Raw genomic sequence first — 19,198 nt, forward strand, 5'->3', positions numbered from 1 at the left:
CCGGCATGGGCAATGGATCGATGGCATGTTCGAGCTGATGGCCGTCGGCTGCGCCGCGATCGCGGCATTCCTGGCAGCCGGTCCACCACATGCCCGTGACCGACTCACGCGCATCCTCCCTGCCCACCGCCCCCGCTACCCGTCAGCCGGCGCGCTGGCGCTCGACAATCCCGCCGGGCGCACGCCGTCAGCACTACAACACGCGCCCACCCCACGGGGCGATGGCTTCCTCTCGTCGCCGCGCGGGCGGCTGCTCGCCGCGCTCCTCGCTGCTCTCGGTGGCTGGCTCATGCTCAATGGTGCCCTCGGGCTGGTCGTCGCTCTCGTGACCGGAATCGGCGTGTGGTTCGGCTCGGGCCGTCTGGAGCCACGAGCCCGGGCACGCGAACGCGAAGAGATCATCGCTCTCCTTCCGGTGGCCGCGGATCTGCTGACCGCCGCGCTCGCCGCAGGATGCCCACCGATACGCGCCGCCGAACACGTCGGACACGCGCTGGGAGGTCCGCTGGGTCGCCTGCTCGTGACGGCCGCCACGACGGCAGCGATGGGGTGTGAACCCGCCTACGCCTGGTCCCGGCTCATGGCGGAGCCGGCGCTTCGGCCGCTGGCGCGAGCGCTCACTTCAGCATCCATGCGCGGCGTCTCGCCCGTGCCCGTGCTCGAACACATCGCCCGCGATGCGCGCCAGACTGCCCGCTGGGAGGTCGAACGGCGCATCAAGTCACTCGGCTCGCGGGCCGCCGCCCCGCTGGGCTTGTGCTTCCTGCCTGCCTTCGTCCTCGTCGGAATCGTGCCCGTCGTCGCCACCTCCGGGCTCGCCCTCTGGTAGCCAGCCTCACCCTCTGGCAGCCGCCCTCGCCGTTGGCAGCCTCCCTCGCCCTCTGGCAGCCGCCCTGACCGTTGGTAGCCTCCCTCGCCCTCTGGTAGCCGCCCTGGCCGCCCTCCTGAGAGTCCACAGGCGAGATCCGGCGCGCCGACTTGTCCACATTCGCCAATTTCGCCCTGTGCTGCACCTTCGCAGCCAGCGAGCCTGGTCTGGACACCGCAAACGGCGGCGTTCCGTACCGGCCGGATGCCGGATCAGGGAGGTATCTCATGTCCACCATCGCCAACCGACTCCGCCGCAACGAAGCTGGCATGTCGACGGCCGAATATGCGGTCGGCACGGTTGCCGCATGTGGTTTCGGGGGCGTCTTGTACAAGCTCCTCACGAGCGAGCCCGTTCAGGGGATGCTCAAAGACGTCGTCAGCAAAGCCTTCGACGCGTTCGGTTGATGGTCCGCTCGGCACGTGGCCGGCGAGTCCAGACTCGCCGGCCATACTCCCCAGATCACGTCCCCCGGCCGCGAGACCACACCCGACTACGCCGCACTCGTCGAACGCCCACTTGCCGGATTCGCTCCGGACGCCGGGAGCACGGCATGGTGACCGCAGAGCTCGCCGCGGCGCTTCCCGTGCTCGCCGTCGTCATGATCACCGCCGTTTGGGGCATTGGCCTCGCGTCGGCGCAACTAGGCTGCGCCGACGCCGCGCGCGAGGCCGCCCGGGCTGCGGCCCGAGGCGAGAGCATGACGACGGTGCGCGAGATCGCCACGGAGGTCGCTCCGCAGGAGGCCGACGTCGTCATCGACGAATCCGAGGGGTTGATCGAAATCGAGGTCCGGGCCACGGTCGCCGCGCCACCACCCATCGGATCCACGCTCGAACCAGCCGTACGCGGCCGGGCGGTCGCGATCAAGGAGCGCCCATGAGCGCCCTCGGCCGGATCCTCCCTGGAAGCGGGAGATATTCCCGCGGATACTGCCGGGAGCGCGGTGCCGGGTCCATCCTGGTGCTCGCCGCCGTCGGCATCGTCATGGTGGCGTTCACCGTCGTCGCCGTCCTGGCAACGGGCCAGTCCGCCCGACGCCAGGCGGCCGCGGCGGCCGATCTCGCCGCTCTCGCGGCAGCAGCTCGGATGGCCGACGGCTCCACGCAAGCCTGCGAGACCGCCCGCGCTGTCGCGACGGCGAACGAAGCAACACTCGTCGAGTGCCTCGTGTACGGCGTCGAGGTCGAAGTCGTCGTGCGGGTACCGGTTGCCGGAATCGGCTCCCGGTGGCTGCCCGATCAAGACCGACGCGCCCGTGCCGGGCCGGGATGAGCTCGTTACGCCTCCGGCGCGCCGCGCGCCCGTGCTCCGGTACGCGTGGCGCCCACGCAGGCCACCACGACGCATCCGATCGCCGCCCACTCTCGAAGCTCGAGAATCTCGCCGAGCAACACCAGACCGACCAACGCGGCCACGACCGGCTCGAGGCTCATGAGTATGCCGAAAACCTTCGCCGGCATCCTGCGCAGAGCTTCGAGCTCCAGCGAATACGGGATCACCGATGAAAGCAGGCCAACACCAACCGCGATCGCCAGCAAATGCGGCTCCCACAGCTGGGTTCCACCCTCGCCGAGACCGATCGGCGCGACCACCACCATGCCGACCATGCTGGCCAACGCCAGTCCGGACGTTCCTTGGAAGCGACGTCCGGTCTCGGCGCTGAGCAGGATGTACGCCGCCCAACCCATCGCCGCCACGAGCGCGTAGAGCACGCCGACGGGATCGAGCGCGGACGCATCACCGCGCGTAAGAAGAAGCACGCCGAGCGCGGCCAGGGCGACCCAGAACAAGTCCAAGCGGCGCCGGGAGAACACCACCGACACTCCCAACGGTCCCAGGAACTCGATCGTCACCGCGATCCCCAGAGGGATCCTGGAAAAGGACTGGTAGATAGCGAAGTTCATCGTCGCCAGCGCGAGGCCGAACCCGATCAGCACAAGGACATCAGCACGCGCGAGATCACGCCGTCTCGCCCAGATCAGCCGCCGCGTAATCAGGAGCAGGACCACCGCAGATGTCAGCAGCCGCATGAACACCACCGTGCTCGGCGGCAAGCTCTCGAAGAGGCCCTTGGCTATGCCAGCACCCATCTGGACGGACACGATCCCGGCAACGACCAAACCGGGAGCCGGCACGGGATGCAGCGCGGCGCTCATGGCAGCACGATCCCGAAGATGGGCGTTCATCGCAGCACCATGTCGAGAAACCGGACCGCGCCGGCCTTGTCCAGCGGCTCGTTACCGTTCCCGCACTTCGGGGACTGCACACATGTCGGGCAGCCGCTCTCGCACCGGCATTCCGCCACGATCGAGCGCGTTGCCTCGAGCCAGCTTCGCGCAGCCCGGTAGCCACGTTCCGCGAAACCCGCGCCGCCGGGATGCCCGTCATGCACGAAGACGGTCAGCACACCGGTGTCCGCGTGCCGCACGGTCGACAACCCTCCGACATCCCAGCGGTCACAGCTCGCGATCAGCGGCAACATGCCGATCGACGCATGCTCGGCACCGTGCGCGGCACCTGCGGCGTCGGCGACACCTGCTTCGTCCACTGCGTCGTCCGGTAGCGTCCACCACGTCGCCTTCGTGCGTAGCTGGCGTTCCGGAAGGTCCAGCGGCTCACTCCCGACGATCTCGCCGCTACCGAGCAGCCGCTTGGTGTAGCCGACCACCTGGCTCGTCACCTCGACGTCGCCGACGGCGAGCCGGGCCCGGCCCCAATCCTGCGACTCCGATTCGGCGATGATCCGCAACGTGCTCACTTCCTGGGCAGAGGTGGTGTAGTCCGGCGCTTCTCGTCGTACGAGCGCGATGCCCTCGTCGAGCTCCAGGGACTCGACGAGGTAGGTCTCACCCTGATGGACATAGACCGCGCCCGGATGCGTCATGAAGTGCGCCCGGGCTGCGTCGACAGTGCCCAGCACCCGCCCGGTGTCCGGTTCGACCAGCGTCACGATCCCCCCGGAGCCACGAAGATCGACGAGATCGGTCGGCCGCTCGCGCCGCGTCCAGTGCCAGCGAGGATGATGCTCGCCTCGACGCCGCAGGCGCCCCTCCTGCTCCAAGGTATGCACCACGTCGGTTGCTGCCGGTCCGAACGTATCCAGATCGGCCCCGGTCAGCGACCGTTCGGAGGCAGCGGCGCAGAGGTGCGGCGCCAGGACGTACGGATTGTTCGGATCCAGCACGGTCGCCTCGATGGGCCGGCCGAAGATGGCGTCGGGGTGATGGATGACATACGAATCCAGCGGATCATCGCTGGCGATCAACACCGCGAGTGCCTCCCGGCCAGCCCGGCCAGCCCGGCCGGCTTGCTGCCACAACGACGCCAGCGTCCCGGGCCAGCCAGCGATCAACACCGCATCCAGTCCACTGATGTCCACGCCGAGTTCCAGCGCCGTCGTCGCCGCCACTCCGCGCAACTCTCCTTCCTGCAGTGCACCTTCGAGAGAACGGCGCTCGTGCGCGAGATAGCCCGCGCGGTACGACGCCACCCGCGAGGGCAGCTCGGGATCCACCGGTCTCAGCGCTGCCCGGGCCAGGCCCGCGACGGTCTCCGCCGCGCGGCGTGACCGCACGAAGGCAACGGTGCGCGCATCGGCGATGATCATGTCGGCCAGCAGATCCGACGTCTCGGCCAGGACACTGCGACGTTCACCGCGTTCGTGCAGTGGTGGTTCCCACAACAAGAACGTCCGGGCCCCGCGCGGCGAGCCGTCGTCGGTCACCGGCTCACACGGCACCCCGGTCAGCTGGCGCGCCGACCGAGCCGGGTCCGCCGTGGTGGCCGACGCGAGCACGAACGTCGGCTCGGCACCGTGAGCCGCACAGATCCTGCGCAGCCGCCGCACCACCTGAGCCACGTGAGAGCCGAAGACGCCACGGTATTCGTGACACTCGTCGAGCACGACGAATCGCAGCGAACGCAGGAACCCCGCCCAGCGCCGATGATTGGGAAGCAGGGAGCGATGCAACATGTCCGGGTTGGTCAACACGTAGGTGGCATGCTGGCGCGCCACGTTTCGCAGCTCGGTGGGCGTGTCGCCGTCATAGGTCGTCGCCACGACATCCGGAACCGAAAGATCATCGAGCGCTCTGAGCTGGTCGGCCGCCAAGGCTTTGGTTGGTGACACGTACAGGGTCGTCCCGCCGCGCCGACGGCCTTGGCGCGCTGCCGTCAACGACGGCAACAGGTATGCCATCGATTTTCCCGAGGCCGTACCGGTTGCGACGACGACCGAGTGCCCGGACCACGCCAACGACGCAGCGGCGACTTGATGCGACCAGGGCGCGCCGACTCCCGACGCGCGGTATCGTTCCCGCACGACGGGATCGACCCACTCGGGCCATTCCGCCGTGTTGGCTGCGCGTTCCGGAATCGACTCGGTGTGCGTCACCCGGCCTTGTCGATGCGGAAGCCGCGAGAGAAGCGTTTCGACCAGGTCAGTTGAACGGACCACAGACGAAAGTCTCGCAGCCGTGGTTGAATGCCTGCAGGGCGGAACCAATCCCGCACATCGAGCGTCCAAGGGGGCACATCGACGCACCGCGGACGACCTGCGGTAATCGCCCGTGATCAAGCTGGAGGCACTAGGTGGATCTGTCGCTGTCGACTCGTGTGGAAAGTGGCCCCGCAGGTGACTCGACCGTCGTCGAGGCCGCCGGAGAGATCGACGTCTATACCGCGCCCAAGCTGCGCGAGCGGTTGGTCGACATCGTCGATGCCGGTCAATACCACCTCATCGTCGACGTACGCGGTGTCGAGTTCCTCGACTCGACGGGCTTGGGGGTTCTGGTCGGCGGCCTCAAACGGGTGCGGCAACACGACGGCTCGCTACGGCTGGTGTGCACCCAGGAGCGCATCCTGAAGATCTTCCGGATAACCGGCCTGACCAAGGTCTTCACCATTCACGACACGGTCGAGGACGCACTTAACACGCACTGAACTCTTCGGCACATCTTGACGTCGCGCCGCCTTTCATCTCCACCCCGGTGTAAGAACCACAGCAGTGGGCATTTAGACTCGCGGACCAAATCGGCCTGGCAGTAGCTCCATACCGTGCCGGGCCCGTTAGTAGTCCACGATCTCGTGGCGACTTCCTCGTCGTGCCGGGATCTTCCCGATCACTGCCTTCGCCCGAGGGCTACGTCAAGGAGGACGAATGACCGGGCCTTTATCCGCCGTGGACGGTTCCACGACCGTCGAGCTGACCGGAGCGAACCTCTCCTACATCGTCGTAGTAGCGCTCATCGCGTTGGCCGCACTGGTCATGGCAGCGCTGTTCCGTCGCGAGGTGCTCGCCGCCGGCGAGGGCACCGAGAGCATGAAGAACATCGCACACGCCGTGCAGGAAGGTGCCTCCGCGTACCTCAACCGTCAGTTCAAGACGCTGGGCATCTTCGCCGTCCTGGTGTTCGCCCTGCTGTTCCTGCTCCCCGGCGATGCCGGCGTGCGGATCGGACGCTCGATCTTCTTTCTCGTCGGTGCGGGCTTCTCAGCTGCCGTTGGCTACCTCGGCATGTGGCTGGCCACCCGCGCCAACGTTCGCGTCGCCGCGGCCGCGCAGGGCAACGAGCGCGAGTCCGCCATGCGCCTCGCCTTCCGCACCGGCGGTGTGGTCGGCATGGCCACCGTCGGCCTCGGCCTGCTAGGAGCCGCAATCGTCGTTCTGCTGTACCGAGGTGATGCTCCCTCCGTGCTCGAGGGCTTCGGATTCGGTGCGGCGCTACTGGCCATGTTCATGCGGGTCGGCGGCGGTATCTTCACCAAAGCCGCCGACGTCGGCGCCGACCTCGTTGGCAAGGTCGAGCAGCACATTCCGGAAGACGATCCCCGCAATGCCGCCACCATCGCGGACAACGTGGGTGACAACGTCGGCGACTGCGCCGGCATGGCCGCCGACCTCTTCGAGTCGTACGCGGTGGTGCTGGTCGCGGGCTTGATTCTCGGTTCGGCCGCCTTCGGTTCCGAGGGTCTCGTCTTCCCATTGATCGTTCCGGCGATCGGCGCGCTGACCGCCGTTCTCGGGATCTTCCTCACCCGGGCCCGCGCCGGTGAGAGCGGTCTGACGAGTATCAACCGAGCGTTCTACATGTCTGCCGGTATCGCGGCCGTGCTGTCGGCGATCGCCGCGTTCGCCTACCTGCCAGGCACGTTCGAAGAGCTGGAAGGCGGCATCGGGGACCACCCCGGAGATCCCCGCCTCCTGGCGACCGTCGCCGTCATCATCGGTATCGTGCTCGCGGCGATCATCCTGTGGTTGACAGGTCATTTCACGGATACCGACAAGAAGCCGACCAACGATGTCGCCCGCACTTCCCTGACCGGTCCCGCCACGGTCATACTGTCCGGCTTCGCCCTGGGCTTGGAGTCCGCCGTCTACACCGCCGTGGTGATCGGTGCAGCCGTCTACGGTGCCTTCCTTCTCGGCGGCGGCTCGCTGGTGCTCTCGTTGTTCCTCATCGCCTTGGCGGGCACCGGGCTGCTAACCACCGTCGGCGTGATCGTGGCCATGGACACGTTCGGTCCGGTGGCGGACAACGCGCAAGGGATCGCCGAGATGTCCGGAGACGTCGAGGGAGAGGGCGCCCAGCTGCTGACCGAGCTGGACGCCGTCGGGAACACGACCAAGGCCGTCACCAAGGGCATCGCCATCGCGACAGCCGTTCTCGCCGCCACGGCGCTGTTCGGCTCCTACATGGAGGTCATCGAACGGGCGCTGCGCGATGTGGGCGCCACGCTGGCCGATCACGAATCGTTCCTGTTCGATGTCTCGGCACCCAACGTGCTGGTGGGCGTGATCCTCGGTGCCTGCGTGATCTTCCTGTTCGCGGGATTGGCGATCAACGCCGTCGGCCGGGCAGCCGGTGCGGTGGTGTTCGAGGTCCGTCGCCAGTTCCGCGACGACCCGGGAATCATGGCCGGGACCAGCCGCCCGGAGTACGGCCGCGTCGTGGATATCGTCACCAAGGATTCGCTGCGTGAGCTGACGACACCCGGGCTGCTGGCGGTCATGGCGCCGATCGCCGTCGGATTCGGCCTGGGCATCGGCGCGTTGGCCGGTTACCTGGGGGGCGCCATCGCGGCCGGTGTCCTCATGGCCGTCATGCTGGCCAACTCCGGAGGTGCCTGGGACAACTCGAAGAAGATCGTCGAGGATGGACACTACGGTGGCAAGGATTCGGAGGCTCACGACGCCACCGTCATCGGCGACACGGTGGGTGACCCGTTCAAGGACACCGCGGGCCCGGCCATCAACCCGCTGATCAAGGTCATGAACCTGGTGTCGGTTTTGATCGCTCCGGCGATCGTCCTGCTGACCGTCGGCCCGGACGCCAACGACGGGTTCCGGTACACGATCTCCATCGTGGCCGCACTCATCATTGTCGTCTCCGTGTGGATCTCCAAGCGGCGGTCCACGGCCATCACGGACGAGCAGCCGGCCACGGAGGACGTCACCGTCTAGGGAACACCACCCTGCTGGACACGCAACCCACCCCCGGCCCGCCCCTCCTTCAATTCCGTGATCATGAACACTAGGCGCTCATATAGAGCGCTTAGTGTTCATGATCACGGGACAAGGGGAGGGGAGCCGGGGGTGGGTTTTATTTGCAGGCCGCGACCGAGACGAGAACGCCAGGATGGTGCTCGTCGTCGACCACAACGGTGGGGATACCCCGTCGATTCATATCGGCCACCACCGGCTCCGGTGAAGCCGTCTGGACGAACGCGTGCACGGCTCCCGGCAACCCGATCAACGGGCCGTAGGGGCGCACCAACTCCTCCAAACGTGCCCGCCGTCGTTCGTACTCCGCCCGCGCCCGCCGGATGTGCCGGTCAAGCCCACCCGACGAGATCAGCTCGGCAACGGTGAGTTGCACGAACACGGATACTCCCAGGTCGGTGCGCTGACGCGCGTCTTTGAGACGCTCGGCCACAGACGGCGGCGAGACGATCCAGCCCAGCCGGATTCCAGGAGCGATCGACTTGGACACGGAGCCAATGAGAATGACGGTCTCGGGGGCGAGCGCCTGCATGGCCGATGGCACGCTGGGCGGCGCCATCTGCGAGTCCCAGTCGTCCTCGATGACCCAGCGACCTGCCGCGCCGCTAGTCTCGACCAGCGCGCGCCGCCGGTCAGCCGGCATGAGCACGCCCGTGGGGTACTGGTGCGTGGGAGTCACGAGAACGGCACCAGCCCCGGGCGGGATGGCTTCTGGAACGAGCCCGGACGCATCGACCGGTACCTGCCGGACGTCCACCAGCTGCCGCATCATGTGCGTCGAGCCAGGCGAGCCGGGTCGTTCCAGTGCCCACGTTTCGGCACCGAGCACGTCCGCGAGCAATGCCATGGCATGGGCCACGCCAGCCGTGACGTGAACGTCGTCCGGCTCCGCGGCCACGCCCCGCGTCCGCCGTAGCCACTCTGCCAGCACTAACCGGAGGTGAGGATGTCCCGACGGGTCGGGGTAGCCCAGATCGTCCGGGCCCAGCCGGGCCAGTGCCGTGCGTGCTGCGGCCGACCACGCCCGGTGCGGGAACAAGCTCGGATCCGGGACACCCGGAGTTGGTGGCGGCGCCGCCGATGCCGGCATGCTCGGAACCGCGGGACCCGCTCCTGGCGCAGCCATGACGGCCGGCCGACGACGGGGCGCCTGCTCGATGAAGCCCTCGGCGCTGAGCTGTGAGTACACCGAATCGACCGTGCCACGAGACACGTCGAGCGCACTCGCGAGATCCCGGGCGCCGGGAATGGTGTCCCCGGCATTGAGCCAGCCCTCACGGATGGCCGCGATCAGCCGGGCGCGCAGCCACGCTCCCTTCCCGTTCCGCGGGGCCTCGCCCCACGATGCGGCCAGGCGGACTGCCTCGTCAGACGGCATTGGCCTATTAAAACACTCCAGAACTGGCCCTGTCGATATGCCAGATGATGGGTCAGAGTCACACCCGTGACCGTAGCCACGCCGCACTCGCGCCCACTGTCCAACACCGCCACGGGTTCGCTGACGTGCACCGCGGCCATGACGATCGTCGGGACGTCGATCGCCGTCGCGCCATGGCTCGCGGATTATCCCGTGCTGTCCGGCCAGGCCTGGCGCTACCTCCTCGCCGGCCTGCTCCTGCTACTCGTGCTCATCGCCCGGCCAACGCTGACCGGTGTCTCTCGCAGCACGGTGCGCCCGCTGCGGAAGGTCTCACCCGGGACGGTACTGGCGCTCGTCGCGCTCGCAGCCACCGGCCTGGCTGCCTTCAACTGGCTACTCATCGAGGGCACCCGGCATGCTGATCCGGCCTTCATGGCATCCATGGTCGGGGCGACGCCGCTGGTTCTCGCCCTGCTCGGGCCGTGGACCAGCGGCCTGCCCCTCCGGCTTCGGACCGTTATCGGAAGCGCAATCGTCATGACCGGCATCCTGCTCGTACACGGCGCCACCGCCGCGCCACTCGCCGCCCTGCCCTACGGGCTCGGGTTCCTCGCGTGTGAAGTGGCATTCACCCTTCTCGCAGTTCCCGTACTCAAGGAGCTCACACCCCTACAGCTCTCCACCGCGGTCTGCTTTCTTGCCGTGCCGATGCTGGCAGCCGTGAGCATCGCCCATCCCGCACCGAGCTTGCAGATTCCTACCGGGACCGAAGCACTGGCGCTGCTCTACATGGCCGTTCTCACCACCGCCGTAGCATTCCTCCTGTGGTACAGCGGCGTCGCTCGCCTCGGTGCGGACCGCGCCGGCCTCTTCTGCGGGGTCATGCCCATAGCCAGCTACCTGGCCGGGTTGGCGCTGGGCAGCTCGGTCTGGGCGATCCCGGCGCTCACCGGGGTCGTGCTCTGCGGCCTGGGCATCGTCACCGGGCTCTCCCCAGGTGAACGGCCGGGAACGCCCTGACCCGCTGGATCATCAGCGGCTGAGGTTCTGGAACCTGCGCACCGCCAGCGGCAAGAAGACCGCCATGATGACGAGCGGCCAGACGACTGCCATGAGCAGGGCATGCTGCTCGATCCACGTGTCTCCGACCGCAGCCGGATTCCCGAACAGCTCGCGTGCCGCCGTCACCGTCGAGGAGACCGGGTTCCACAGCGCGATCGCTCCCAGCCAATCCGGCATGAGCGCCGGGGAGACGAACACGCTGGAGATCATCGCGAAGGGGAAGGCGACGGCGAACAGGCTGCCCGCCGCTTCCTCGTTCGGCACCAGCAGGCCGAGCCAGATGCCTACCCAGATCAACGCGAATCGCAGCCACAGGAACAGCGCGAACGCCGCCAGCGTCGCCAGCAAGCCCCCGTCGGAACGCCAGCCCACGATCAGAGCCATGACGGCGAGCACGAGCAAGTCCAGGCTGGCACCCACGAGATCGCTCACGCCCCGTCCCGTGACGACCGCCGATGGCGCCATCGGCATCGACCGGAACCTGTCGGTAACACCCTTCGCCGTGTCGTACACGACGAGGTAGGCCGTGTTCATGAACGACATGGCCATCGTCATACCGAACAGCCCGGGCATGAGGTACTCGCGGTAGTCGCCGCCACCCGGCACGGACATCGCGCTGCCGAAGACGTATCCGAAGAGCAGCACCGCCACGATCGGAAAGCCCAGCTGCCAGGCGATGTTGCTCGGCTGCCGCACGTAGTGAGTCAGGCCCCGGCGCACGATCGTCCAGCAGTCCGCCATCGCCCAGTACAGCCGCTGGCCCATGCCCTCACCGGAGTCGTCGGTCACGTCCGGCACTGCCGCGGATGTCATATCGAGCGTCTGGTTGGTCATACCGCGGCTTCCTCCTTCACCGTCTCGCCCATCGCCCGTTCAGCCGTCTCCTCGCTGCGGTCCCCGGTAAAGCTCAGGAACACCTCGTCGAGCGTGGGGCGGCGCAGCCCGATGTCCTCCACGGCCACGCCCTGGTCGTGCAACGTCCGGGCGATCTCGGTGAGAGCGGCCACCCGGTCCGTCACGGGAGCGTGCAACCGGCGGTTCTCCTCGTCGATCTGCGGCTCGCCCGAAGCGACACGTGCGACGACGGTGGCCGCTGCGGGGATGTCGTCAGCGCCGTGTACCACCACCTCGATCCGGTCACCACCGATGAGGCTCTTCAGGTGCGCCGGAGCGTCGTCAGCGATCACACGCCCGTGGTCGATCACCGCGATACGCTCGGCAAGCTGGTCCGCTTCGTCGAGGTACTGCGTGGTCAGCAGGACCGTCGTTCCGCTGGTGACAAGTGCGCGAATGGCCTGCCATACCTCGTTGCGGCCACGCGGATCGAGGCCGGTGGTCGGCTCGTCGAGAAACAGGATCTCGGGCGCGAGGATCATGCTCGCGGCGAGATCGAGCCTGCGTCGCATGCCGCCGCTGTACTCCTTGAGTCCCTTGTCTGCGGCATCGACGAGGTCGAACTGTTCCAGCAGCTCGTCGGCACGGCGAGCGGCGCGCTTGGCACCGAGGTGGAAAAGGCGGCCGAACATCCGCAGGTTCTGCCGGCCGGTGAGAACTTCGTCGACCGCAGCGTATTGGCCGGTGAACCCGATTTTCTGCCGGACACGTCGTGGCTGGGTCACGACGTCATGGCCGGCAACCTCTGCCTGACCTTCGTCGAGCCGGACGAGTGTTGCCAGGATACGCACGGCGGTCGTCTTGCCCGCACCATTCGGGCCGAGCAGGCCGTAGACCATGCCCTTCGGCACCGTGAGGTCGAAACCGTCGAGGGCACGCTTCTCCTTGTAGTGCTTCCGTAGCCCTTCAGCGCGGATCGCGACTGGGGTATGCGTCACTACATCCTCCTTTCAATCGCGTACAGCATACCCCATTTTGCGTACAACGCACGCAATAAATTCTGGGAAGCTAGAGTGTGAGCATCATGACGACGGAACACGCAGGCAGCGGAAACGTCCACCGCAGCATGGAGCTGCTGTGGGATCTGTGCGAACGCCCCAGTCGCGGACCCAAACCCGGGCTCACCCTGGAGACGATCGTCACAGCTGCCGTCGAAATCGCTGATGCGGAAGGGCTGGAAGCCCTGTCGATGCGACGGGTCGCCACCCATCTTGGCGTCGGGACCATGTCCCTCTACCGGTACATCCCCGGCAAAAGCGAGCTCCTCGACCTCATGCTCGATCACGTCCTCGAGATGCCCGATGGCGTGCCCGACATGTCCCACCTGGGATGGCGGGAGTTCCTCGAGAGGACGGCGCGCGAGCAGTGGCAGCTGTGCATGTCGCACCCGTGGTACCCGTTTGTCGACCAGGCCCGTCCACTGCTCGGGCCGAATGGGCTGGAAACCGTCGAGTACGTCTTCCGCCACCTTCGCCCGATGGGTCTCAGCGATCAGGAAATGGCCGTCGTCATCACATCGCTGTCGAACTTCGTCGAGAGCACCGCGCGGGTCTACATCAACGAGAAGCAGGCCGAAGAGCGAACCGGGATCAGCAACGACGAGTTCTGGGCCGCTCAAGCACCCGCACTCGACGAGGCCATGAAGAGCGGACAGTTCCCGGTCATGGCCGATCTGGCCGGCGATACATGGGGTTTCACCAGCGAGACGGTGTTCGAGTTCGGCCTGCAGCGGTTCCTCGACGGCCTCGAATCATTCCTCGCCCGCCGCTCCTCCGCTGATCATGAACACTAGTCGACCTATGTAGTCGACTAGTGTTCATGATCAGCGGAGATTGGGGAGGCGTAGTGCGCGGCCAGGAGGTCGTCACCCCAATCGTGGCGCAAGTCCCGCCAGACCGTGTGGATGTGGTTGGCGTTGTTCTGCGTGTTGTCGTACTCGATCAAGAATGTGGGTCCCAGCACGGCGTAATAGTGTCCGTGGCCGGGATCGGTCGGCCCGGCCCAGCGGAACGACACTCGCTCCAGCCCCGCGTCGTCGATCTCCTCCCACGCCGTGTCGGCGACGGCGGGAATCACCCGGCCCAGATAGCGGCGGATCAAACGCACCAGCAACTCGCGCTGCTCACCGGACATGTGATCTCCGATCAGGCCAGATGGGATCTGGGTCACGTCGGCCACCGGGTCGGACCGGGTGATGATGTCGCGAGGCGCCAGTGGCGCGCTCACGGCCAGCTCGCGCTGCGCCGGGGTCAACGCCGTCACCAAGGCTCGTCCCAGATCCTCCTCATCGGCCAGCGTGCGCAACCCCGCGTGTGCATGGCCATCCGGCACGACAGCCGGATTCGCCCCGAAGAACTGCGGGGTCCCGGCCACCTGCTCACCCACGATCGTCATGTGCACGGCCAGGTGGTGCCCGCCGGCTTTCCACGCCCACGGTCCGGAGCCGTCCGGATATCCCAGTATCCGGAACCAGTAGTAGCGCGGATGGCGGCGCTGCCAGCCCCTGCGTCCAACCGCACGCTCGATCTCGGCGAGGATCCCTTCCAGCTGCATGATTGTCCGCGCGTTAGCCATGCCCCGCTCCGACAATCCCGTCGCCAGCAGCTCCATGGCCCGTGCCTGCTGTTCATCGGTCATCTCGTCCAGTGCGAGACCGGGACGGGGTCCGGGTAAATAAGTGAACTCCCGCCGGTCCGGCGCGTCGAACGTCGCACATGCGGTCTGGCGTTGGTCCGGCGCGAGGCCATCGATGAATGCCCGCGCCGCACGAGCCATGCGGCCGGCCGCGCTGCACCCAGACCTGGGATTCGCCATACCGGCCAGTCTGCCATCGACTAGAAGCCCGAGTACGCGCCTCCGTTGACGTGTACCACCTGGGCCGTAACGTGGCTTGCCTCGGCCGAGGCGAGAAAGGCGACGACGGCCGCGACGTCGTCCGGGGTCCCCGCTCGTTTCGTCGCCGTGGCCTCGACCAGCCTCTCCTGGCGCTCCTGCGAGAGCCCTCCCCGGAAGAACTCCGTGTCCACGGTCAGCCCCGGCGCTACCACGTTGGCCGTCATGCCCCGATCTCCGACACGTCGCGCCAAGCCCACGTTCCACGACTCCAGCGCCGCCTTGGCGGCGCCGTAACTTCCCGCCCCCTGCCGGCCGGCAATCGAGCCGATGGTGATGATTCGTCCGCCGACATCCAGCCGATCCTCCAGCGCGGAGGTGGCCAGTACCGCGGTCAGAACGTTCGCCGCGAAATTGGCCGTCCAGTCCCGCGCGATCCGGGTCAATCGGGACAGATCCTGGTCACCCTCCGGCCGTGCGTCGAGATTGGCGTTGCCACCCGCGTTGTTCACCAGGACGTCGATCCGTTCGGGAAATTGCGGCAGCGCATCGTCGATCTCCTCGGCAGACGCGAGGTCGCACACGATTGGCGTCGCACGGATCTCGGCTGCGGTCGCCTCCAGCACATTCTTCCTGCGGCCGACGATCGTCACGTCATGGCCACGGCCGGCGAACGACGCGGCGACAGCACGCCCGATGCCCGTTCCACCCCCGGTCACGACGACGTGGGACATGGCTACTCCTTTAGACCTAAAATTTTTACTATAGGTCTAAACTATAACTATGAACGGACCGCGCGACAACGTGGACGACATCCAGGAGGAATGGCTCCGGGAGCGCCCCGACACGCCCGTAGGGTCCATCGGAGTCGTCACGCGGATCTGGCGTATCGCCAAACTCCTGGCCGACGACCGCAGGCGCACCATGACCCGGCTCGGCGTCGACACCGCCACACGAGATCTGCTCGCGATACTCCGACGCTCCGGTCCGCCCTACGCGTTGACCCCGGGCGAACTCGCCCGCCGCGCCGCCGTCAGCCCGGGGGCCATCTCACAGCGCGTCGCCCGCGCGGAATCACACGGCCTCGTACGGCGACAGAAGAACGACGACGACGGGCGAGGCGTCGTCGTCATTCTCACCGACAACGGGCACGAGCTGATCGAACGCACCGTCGACGACCTGCTTTCCCATGAAGAGCAGCTGCTATCCGGCCTCACGGATAAGCAGCGTCGCGAGCTCAGCGATCTCCTGCGGATACTCCTGGCCGACCTCACCGAACGGACGTCTCTCACCGAACGAACGCCAAACCCGGACAGCGCCACTGAACTCGCGTGACGTATCTCCGCGAACAATGAGCAAGCCCGCGCCTTTCACCAGCGGGCACGATTCCTGCCGAGATACGGCGCACGCCGCGTTGCCGCAAACGAGGGTGTTGCGACAATCGAGGACATGCCTGTCTCGCCGTACATACGCCGGCTACGCGAATCCATCGGAAACGATCTCATCCTGCTCCCGTCGGTCAGCGTTCTGCCACGTGACAACACCGACCGGATCCTGCTGGTCCGCCAGGCCGATACCGGTCGGTGGGGGACCATCGGGGGCTCGGTCGAGATCGACGAAGATCCGGCGACGGCAGCCGTGCGGGAAGCTGAGGAGGAAGCAGGCGTGTCCGTCGAGCTCACGCGCCTCGTCACGGTCCTTGGCGGACCACAGTTCCGGCTGACCTATCCGAACGGCGATCAGACCGCGTACGTGAGCATCGTCTACGAAGCGCGCGTCGTCGACGGCTCACCGCGGCCGGACGCCGATGAGACGCTTGACGTCGCATGGTTCGCCCGGCACGAGCTCGGCGGCGTCGACCTCGGCAATTTCGCTCGGCAGACCTTCACGGCGCTCGGCCTCCTCCACTCGGCCTCCTGACTCCCCACCGCACCGCCGCTGATCATGAACACTAGACAGCCTATGTATGCGCGTTGTGTTCATGATCAGCGGTAGGTGGATCAGGCGAGACAGTAGACGAGTTCGCGCACGCCGTCGTCACCGGTATCGCTCCCGACCACGGTGAAACCACACTTCTCCAGCACGCGAATGCTGCCCTGGTTGTGTTCCGCCACCCGCGCATAAAGCGGCCGGTGAGCCAGCATGTCCACGAACGCGCCGACCGCCGCGGTGGCCACACCCCCACCCCAGAATTCGCGGCCGATCCAATAGCCGATCTCGCGGTCCGTGTCGACCAGGTAGCTCACCACGTTTCCGGCCACCTGTCCATCTACCACAACCGTCTTCGCGATCACGGTCTCATCCGCGACGATCTTGGCCCAGTGCGCCAGGTGAGCATCCAGATCCCGCACCGGGAAGGCAGCCATCTCGGCCGCCATCGGGTCACGCTGGTGCTCGTAGAACACCAGGAGATCGTTCTTGCGAATTTCGCGCAGTGCTACCGTTTCGATCCGATCAGCCACGCCCCCGCTCCTGCTCCGTCAACCATCGATGCATCATTGTCGCCAACGCGATAGGTGCGTCGAGTTGAATCAGGTGACCCGCGTCCGGAACGAGCTCCAACCGAGCCCCCGGAACGAGGCCAGCCAGCCGGTGTGCCCGGTCGACCGGGATCCACGTGTCTTGCGTGCCCCAGGCTACGAGAACGGGTAACGCCAACGACGAATATGCCGGCTCGATCTCGTCGGTGTACGCCTGATCTGCCTGAGCTATCTGCCGGTAGAACGCCGCCTGGCCTTCCGGCCCGAGCCAGGGCTCGGTGAGCATCCGACGTTGGTCCTCGTCGAGGCCGCCGTAGCTCGCTCCATTGATGTAAGCCCGAACGGCACCGTCGTGGACGGCAGGCGGCAACGCGGCAAAGACGTCGACGTGGTCGCGCACCAGCCGGAAGAACTCGGAACCCCATGGGGCGAGCGCAACGACGTCGACGAGAGCCAGCGACGCGTAGGCCGCACCGTGCAGCAAGTGAGCTCGCAGTGCCACGGCGCCGCCGTAGTCATGTGTGACGACGTGCGGCTCCTCCAACTCCCAGTGCTGCAGCAGATCCGCCAGCAGCTCACCTTGAACGTCGAGCGAGACCCGATGCTCCGGATCCTTGGACGACTGCCCGTACCCGGGCATGTCCCACAAAAAGACCTGGAACTCGCCCGCCAACGCCCGGGCATGTGGTTCCCAGAGTGCAGACGACCAGGGAGTTCCATGGCAGAACACGACGGGTGGCCCCTCGCCCAGGCGGCCCCAGCGGACTCGGCGCCCACGCCAGGTGAACTCAGCGTCCAGCACAGAACCCTCCAATAATCATGCCCCGGATATGTCAGGTGCCGGGATCAGCGAGAACGATGCTGCAGGCGTCGCAGTAGCCGCGATCGCGGGCGAGTATGGGGCCATCGATCGTGAGCGTGATCGTCCCGGACGAGACACCCGAGATCCGGAGTTCGACCGACGGGTAGCTGAAGCGTTCCTCGTCGACGATCGTCAGGTATTCCGCAAGATCGATCTCCACACGGTCGAGCTCGTCACCGGTGGCAGCGTCGTACACGACGAGCGCTCGCTGTTCGGTGTTCTCCGGGACGTAGCGCAGCGCGTAGACGAGATCGTCGACGACGATGGGGATGTGCTCGGGATGCCACGTACCGTCGGTTGGTATCTGCCAGGCGAGCTCGTCGTCGACACGATCCCACGCCGCATAGGCGACGTCGCCCTCGTCCGAAGCATCCGGGTTTCGACCGACCAGCAGCTCGTCGTTGCCGTCCCAGTAGAACGAGATCTCCTCCCCGGGATGAGGCACCACAGCGACCTCCTCCAGATCGTCAGGGGAAAAGACCGTTGCGTCGCCATACATCTCCGCTAACGCGAACTCACTTCCGGCCCGCACCACACGAAAACTGCCGTCCTTCGGTATCCACGTCTCGTGACCATCCGCATCGACGACGAAGGCCCCCGGGTCGTCCGACTCGCACGCCGCCTCCATGACGGCCACGTCTCCGGTGACCTGGACGTGCCGGCTCAGACCAACGCCAGCCGTGCAGGAATCCGGCAAGGACGTCGTCCACGCTTCGTCGCCGTCCTCCAGCTCATAGCCGGTGACAGTGGATTCGTCGACAACCATCACCGTCTCACCGACGACCCGGATCTCCACGTAGCGGTCATATTCCGTTTGCCGGTGCCATCGCGGCTCCGCCGTCCGCGGGTCAAGCTGGACGAGCAGGCCATCGTCCCAGAGCACATAGACCAAACCATCGGCGGCGGTAAGGATCGACGCCGCGTGCCCGGCGCGGCGGTAGGTCCAATACTCCGCATCCGTCCGCAGATCGTACGCGGCAACGACCGCATCCTCGCCCCTGCCGCCACCCGAACCGCTACCATCACCGCTGCCCGCCCGCTCGATGCGCAGGCCGTCGACGATCCACGGGTCGTCGGCCACGGCGAGCACGTCCGAAGGGTTGGCTGGCGCCTGCTCAGCAACAGCCTCCGGGTACGTCCCAGACGGGCCGCTGACCTCCTCGTCGTAGCGATCCAGGCCAAAGACCAGATACGCCCCGGCCGCCAGAACCACCACGCCCCCCGCGGCCACAGCCACGACCCGGTTTCGCGTTACCCGCATCGATCACAACTCCTTCACGCACGGCCGATGCGGCGGATGACGACGCGGATGACGTTCGGCACCACCGACGGGGTG

21 protein-coding genes are annotated in these 19,198 nt (G+C 66.8%); 11 read left to right on the plus strand and 10 right to left on the minus strand.

Going from position 1 to position 19,198, the window contains the following annotated elements; genetic code table 11:
• Nucleotides 1–25: 25 nt before the first annotated feature.
• The 5 genes from DPM12_RS02885 (at nt 26) to DPM12_RS23045 (ending at nt 2,143) form a co-directional block, all read left to right on the plus strand.
• Nucleotides 26–829, plus strand: coding sequence for a type II secretion system F family protein (locus DPM12_RS02885; RefSeq protein WP_112256776.1), 804 nt, complete (start codon nt 26–28; stop codon nt 827–829).
• A 266-nt stretch (nt 830–1,095) separates the two neighbouring features.
• On the plus strand, nt 1,096–1,275 hold the full coding sequence (locus DPM12_RS02890; protein WP_112256777.1) for a DUF4244 domain-containing protein: 180 nt from the start codon (nt 1,096–1,098) through the stop codon (nt 1,273–1,275).
• Between the two features lie 15 nt (nt 1,276–1,290).
• Nucleotides 1,291–1,428: a hypothetical protein gene (locus tag DPM12_RS23035; RefSeq protein ID WP_158542694.1), complete on the plus strand. Its 138-nt coding sequence runs from the start codon at nt 1,291–1,293 to the stop codon at nt 1,426–1,428.
• Nucleotides 1,422–1,751: a TadE family type IV pilus minor pilin gene (locus DPM12_RS23040; RefSeq protein ID WP_112256778.1), complete on the plus strand. Its 330-nt coding sequence runs from the start codon at nt 1,422–1,424 to the stop codon at nt 1,749–1,751. The genes DPM12_RS23035 and DPM12_RS23040 overlap by 7 nt, the downstream gene beginning before the upstream one ends.
• Complete coding sequence (locus tag DPM12_RS23045; protein WP_112256779.1) at nt 1,748–2,143, plus strand: Rv3654c family TadE-like protein; 396 nt, start codon at nt 1,748–1,750, stop codon at nt 2,141–2,143. Before DPM12_RS23040 ends, DPM12_RS23045 begins: the two co-directional genes overlap by 4 nt.
• Nucleotides 2,144–2,148: 5 nt before the next feature.
• Here the strand turns inward: DPM12_RS23045 and DPM12_RS02905 are convergent, their stop codons facing one another.
• Nucleotides 2,149–3,057, minus strand: a complete 909-nt coding sequence (locus tag DPM12_RS02905) for an EamA family transporter (RefSeq protein WP_112256780.1) — start codon at nt 3,055–3,057, stop codon at nt 2,149–2,151.
• A complete protein-coding gene (locus DPM12_RS02910; protein ID WP_112256781.1) occupies nt 3,054–5,327 on the minus strand; it encodes a DEAD/DEAH box helicase in 2,274 nt (757 codons plus the stop codon). Before DPM12_RS02910 ends, DPM12_RS02905 begins: the two co-directional genes overlap by 4 nt.
• Nucleotides 5,328–5,461: 134 nt before the next feature.
• Between DPM12_RS02910 and DPM12_RS02915 the strand changes: the two genes are divergently transcribed.
• Together DPM12_RS02915 and DPM12_RS02920 are read left to right on the plus strand one after the other, a co-directional pair.
• Entirely contained in the window at nt 5,462–5,812 is a 351-nt protein-coding gene (locus DPM12_RS02915; protein WP_112256782.1) for an STAS domain-containing protein, read from the plus strand.
• 217 nt (nt 5,813–6,029) lie between these two features.
• Nucleotides 6,030–8,333 carry a sodium-translocating pyrophosphatase gene (locus tag DPM12_RS02920; protein ID WP_112256783.1) on the plus strand — a complete coding sequence of 768 codons (2,304 nt, stop codon included), beginning with the start codon at nt 6,030–6,032 and terminating at the stop codon, nt 8,331–8,333.
• A gap of 139 nt (nt 8,334–8,472) precedes the next feature.
• Here DPM12_RS02920 and DPM12_RS02925 read toward each other — a convergent pair whose 3' ends face one another.
• Nucleotides 8,473–9,750, minus strand: a complete 1,278-nt coding sequence (locus tag DPM12_RS02925; RefSeq protein WP_112256784.1) for an aminotransferase-like domain-containing protein — start codon at nt 9,748–9,750, stop codon at nt 8,473–8,475.
• A 66-nt stretch (nt 9,751–9,816) separates the two neighbouring features.
• Between DPM12_RS02925 and DPM12_RS02930 the strand changes: the two genes are divergently transcribed.
• The gene (locus DPM12_RS02930; protein ID WP_112256785.1) at nt 9,817–10,752 is read left to right on the plus strand and encodes a DMT family transporter; all 936 of its coding nucleotides are present in this window, start codon (nt 9,817–9,819) and stop codon (nt 10,750–10,752) included.
• 12 nt (nt 10,753–10,764) lie between these two features.
• Here DPM12_RS02930 and DPM12_RS02935 read toward each other — a convergent pair whose 3' ends face one another.
• Together DPM12_RS02935 and DPM12_RS02940 are read right to left on the minus strand one after the other, a co-directional pair.
• The gene (locus tag DPM12_RS02935; protein WP_342778742.1) at nt 10,765–11,559 is read right to left on the minus strand and encodes an ABC transporter permease; all 795 of its coding nucleotides are present in this window, start codon (nt 11,557–11,559) and stop codon (nt 10,765–10,767) included.
• A gap of 65 nt (nt 11,560–11,624) precedes the next feature.
• Complete coding sequence (locus DPM12_RS02940) at nt 11,625–12,626, minus strand: ATP-binding cassette domain-containing protein (RefSeq protein WP_112256787.1); 1,002 nt, start codon at nt 12,624–12,626, stop codon at nt 11,625–11,627.
• An 86-nt stretch (nt 12,627–12,712) separates the two neighbouring features.
• Here DPM12_RS02940 and DPM12_RS02945 point away from each other — a divergent pair, with 86 nt between their 5' ends.
• Nucleotides 12,713–13,480, plus strand: a complete 768-nt coding sequence (locus DPM12_RS02945) for a TetR/AcrR family transcriptional regulator (protein WP_112256788.1) — start codon at nt 12,713–12,715, stop codon at nt 13,478–13,480.
• Nucleotides 13,481–13,497: 17 nt separating this feature from the next.
• Here the strand turns inward: DPM12_RS02945 and DPM12_RS02950 are convergent, their stop codons facing one another.
• Together DPM12_RS02950 and DPM12_RS02955 are read right to left on the minus strand one after the other, a co-directional pair.
• Nucleotides 13,498–14,502, minus strand: coding sequence for a DUF3500 domain-containing protein (locus DPM12_RS02950; RefSeq protein WP_112256789.1), 1,005 nt, complete (start codon nt 14,500–14,502; stop codon nt 13,498–13,500).
• Nucleotides 14,503–14,522: 20 nt separating this feature from the next.
• Nucleotides 14,523–15,254: an SDR family NAD(P)-dependent oxidoreductase gene (locus tag DPM12_RS02955; protein WP_112256790.1), complete on the minus strand. Its 732-nt coding sequence runs from the start codon at nt 15,252–15,254 to the stop codon at nt 14,523–14,525.
• A 49-nt stretch (nt 15,255–15,303) separates the two neighbouring features.
• On the opposite strand from DPM12_RS02955, the gene DPM12_RS02960 reads away from it, so the two are divergent.
• Both DPM12_RS02960 and DPM12_RS02965 read left to right on the plus strand, forming a co-directional pair.
• Nucleotides 15,304–15,855: a MarR family winged helix-turn-helix transcriptional regulator gene (locus DPM12_RS02960; RefSeq protein WP_112256791.1), complete on the plus strand. Its 552-nt coding sequence runs from the start codon at nt 15,304–15,306 to the stop codon at nt 15,853–15,855.
• A 114-nt stretch (nt 15,856–15,969) separates the two neighbouring features.
• Nucleotides 15,970–16,440 (plus strand): NUDIX domain-containing protein, encoded by a 471-nt coding sequence (locus DPM12_RS02965; RefSeq protein WP_112256792.1) that lies wholly within the window; start codon nt 15,970–15,972, stop codon nt 16,438–16,440.
• An 80-nt stretch (nt 16,441–16,520) separates the two neighbouring features.
• Here the strand turns inward: DPM12_RS02965 and DPM12_RS02970 are convergent, their stop codons facing one another.
• Genes DPM12_RS02970 through DPM12_RS02980 form a run of 3 tightly spaced genes read right to left on the minus strand, consistent with a single transcriptional unit; the run spans nt 16,521 to nt 19,123 of the window.
• Nucleotides 16,521–16,982: a GNAT family N-acetyltransferase gene (locus DPM12_RS02970; protein ID WP_211658301.1), complete on the minus strand. Its 462-nt coding sequence runs from the start codon at nt 16,980–16,982 to the stop codon at nt 16,521–16,523.
• Nucleotides 16,975–17,802: an alpha/beta fold hydrolase gene (locus DPM12_RS02975; RefSeq protein ID WP_211658303.1), complete on the minus strand. Its 828-nt coding sequence runs from the start codon at nt 17,800–17,802 to the stop codon at nt 16,975–16,977. The genes DPM12_RS02970 and DPM12_RS02975 overlap by 8 nt, the downstream gene beginning before the upstream one ends.
• A gap of 31 nt (nt 17,803–17,833) precedes the next feature.
• Entirely contained in the window at nt 17,834–19,123 is a 1,290-nt protein-coding gene (locus DPM12_RS02980) for an outer membrane protein assembly factor BamB family protein (protein ID WP_112256793.1), read from the minus strand.
• Between the last annotated feature and the right edge of the window lie 75 nt (nt 19,124–19,198).

This window comes from Phytoactinopolyspora halophila (assembly GCF_003287285.1).
Lineage (GTDB): Bacteria > Actinomycetota > Actinomycetes > Jiangellales > Jiangellaceae > Phytoactinopolyspora_A > Phytoactinopolyspora_A halophila.

What these genes read in the sequence shown, in the direction of transcription:
- DPM12_RS02885 (WP_112256776.1), top strand. Translation starts at nt 26, where the DNA reads ATGTTCGAGCTGATGGCCGTCGGCTGCGCCGCGATCGCGGCATTCCTG.
- DPM12_RS02890 (WP_112256777.1), top strand. Translation starts at nt 1,096, where the DNA reads ATGTCCACCATCGCCAACCGACTCCGCCGCAACGAAGCTGGCATGTCG.
- DPM12_RS23040 (WP_112256778.1), top strand. Translation starts at nt 1,422, where the DNA reads ATGGTGACCGCAGAGCTCGCCGCGGCGCTTCCCGTGCTCGCCGTCGTC.
- DPM12_RS23045 (WP_112256779.1), top strand. Translation starts at nt 1,748, where the DNA reads ATGAGCGCCCTCGGCCGGATCCTCCCTGGAAGCGGGAGATATTCCCGC.
- DPM12_RS02905 (WP_112256780.1), bottom strand. Translation starts at nt 3,057, where the DNA reads ATGAACGCCCATCTTCGGGATCGTGCTGCCATGAGCGCCGCGCTGCAT.
- DPM12_RS02920 (WP_112256783.1), top strand. Translation starts at nt 6,030, where the DNA reads ATGACCGGGCCTTTATCCGCCGTGGACGGTTCCACGACCGTCGAGCTG.
- DPM12_RS02925 (WP_112256784.1), bottom strand. Translation starts at nt 9,750, where the DNA reads ATGCCGTCTGACGAGGCAGTCCGCCTGGCCGCATCGTGGGGCGAGGCC.
- DPM12_RS02935 (WP_342778742.1), bottom strand. Translation starts at nt 11,559, where the DNA reads ATGGGCCAGCGGCTGTACTGGGCGATGGCGGACTGCTGGACGATCGTG.
- DPM12_RS02945 (WP_112256788.1), top strand. Translation starts at nt 12,713, where the DNA reads ATGACGACGGAACACGCAGGCAGCGGAAACGTCCACCGCAGCATGGAG.
- DPM12_RS02950 (WP_112256789.1), bottom strand. Translation starts at nt 14,502, where the DNA reads ATGGCGAATCCCAGGTCTGGGTGCAGCGCGGCCGGCCGCATGGCTCGT.
- DPM12_RS02955 (WP_112256790.1), bottom strand. Translation starts at nt 15,254, where the DNA reads ATGTCCCACGTCGTCGTGACCGGGGGTGGAACGGGCATCGGGCGTGCT.
- DPM12_RS02960 (WP_112256791.1), top strand. Translation starts at nt 15,304, where the DNA reads ATGAACGGACCGCGCGACAACGTGGACGACATCCAGGAGGAATGGCTC.
- DPM12_RS02965 (WP_112256792.1), top strand. Translation starts at nt 15,970, where the DNA reads ATGCCTGTCTCGCCGTACATACGCCGGCTACGCGAATCCATCGGAAAC.
- DPM12_RS02980 (WP_112256793.1), bottom strand. Translation starts at nt 19,123, where the DNA reads ATGCGGGTAACGCGAAACCGGGTCGTGGCTGTGGCCGCGGGGGGCGTG.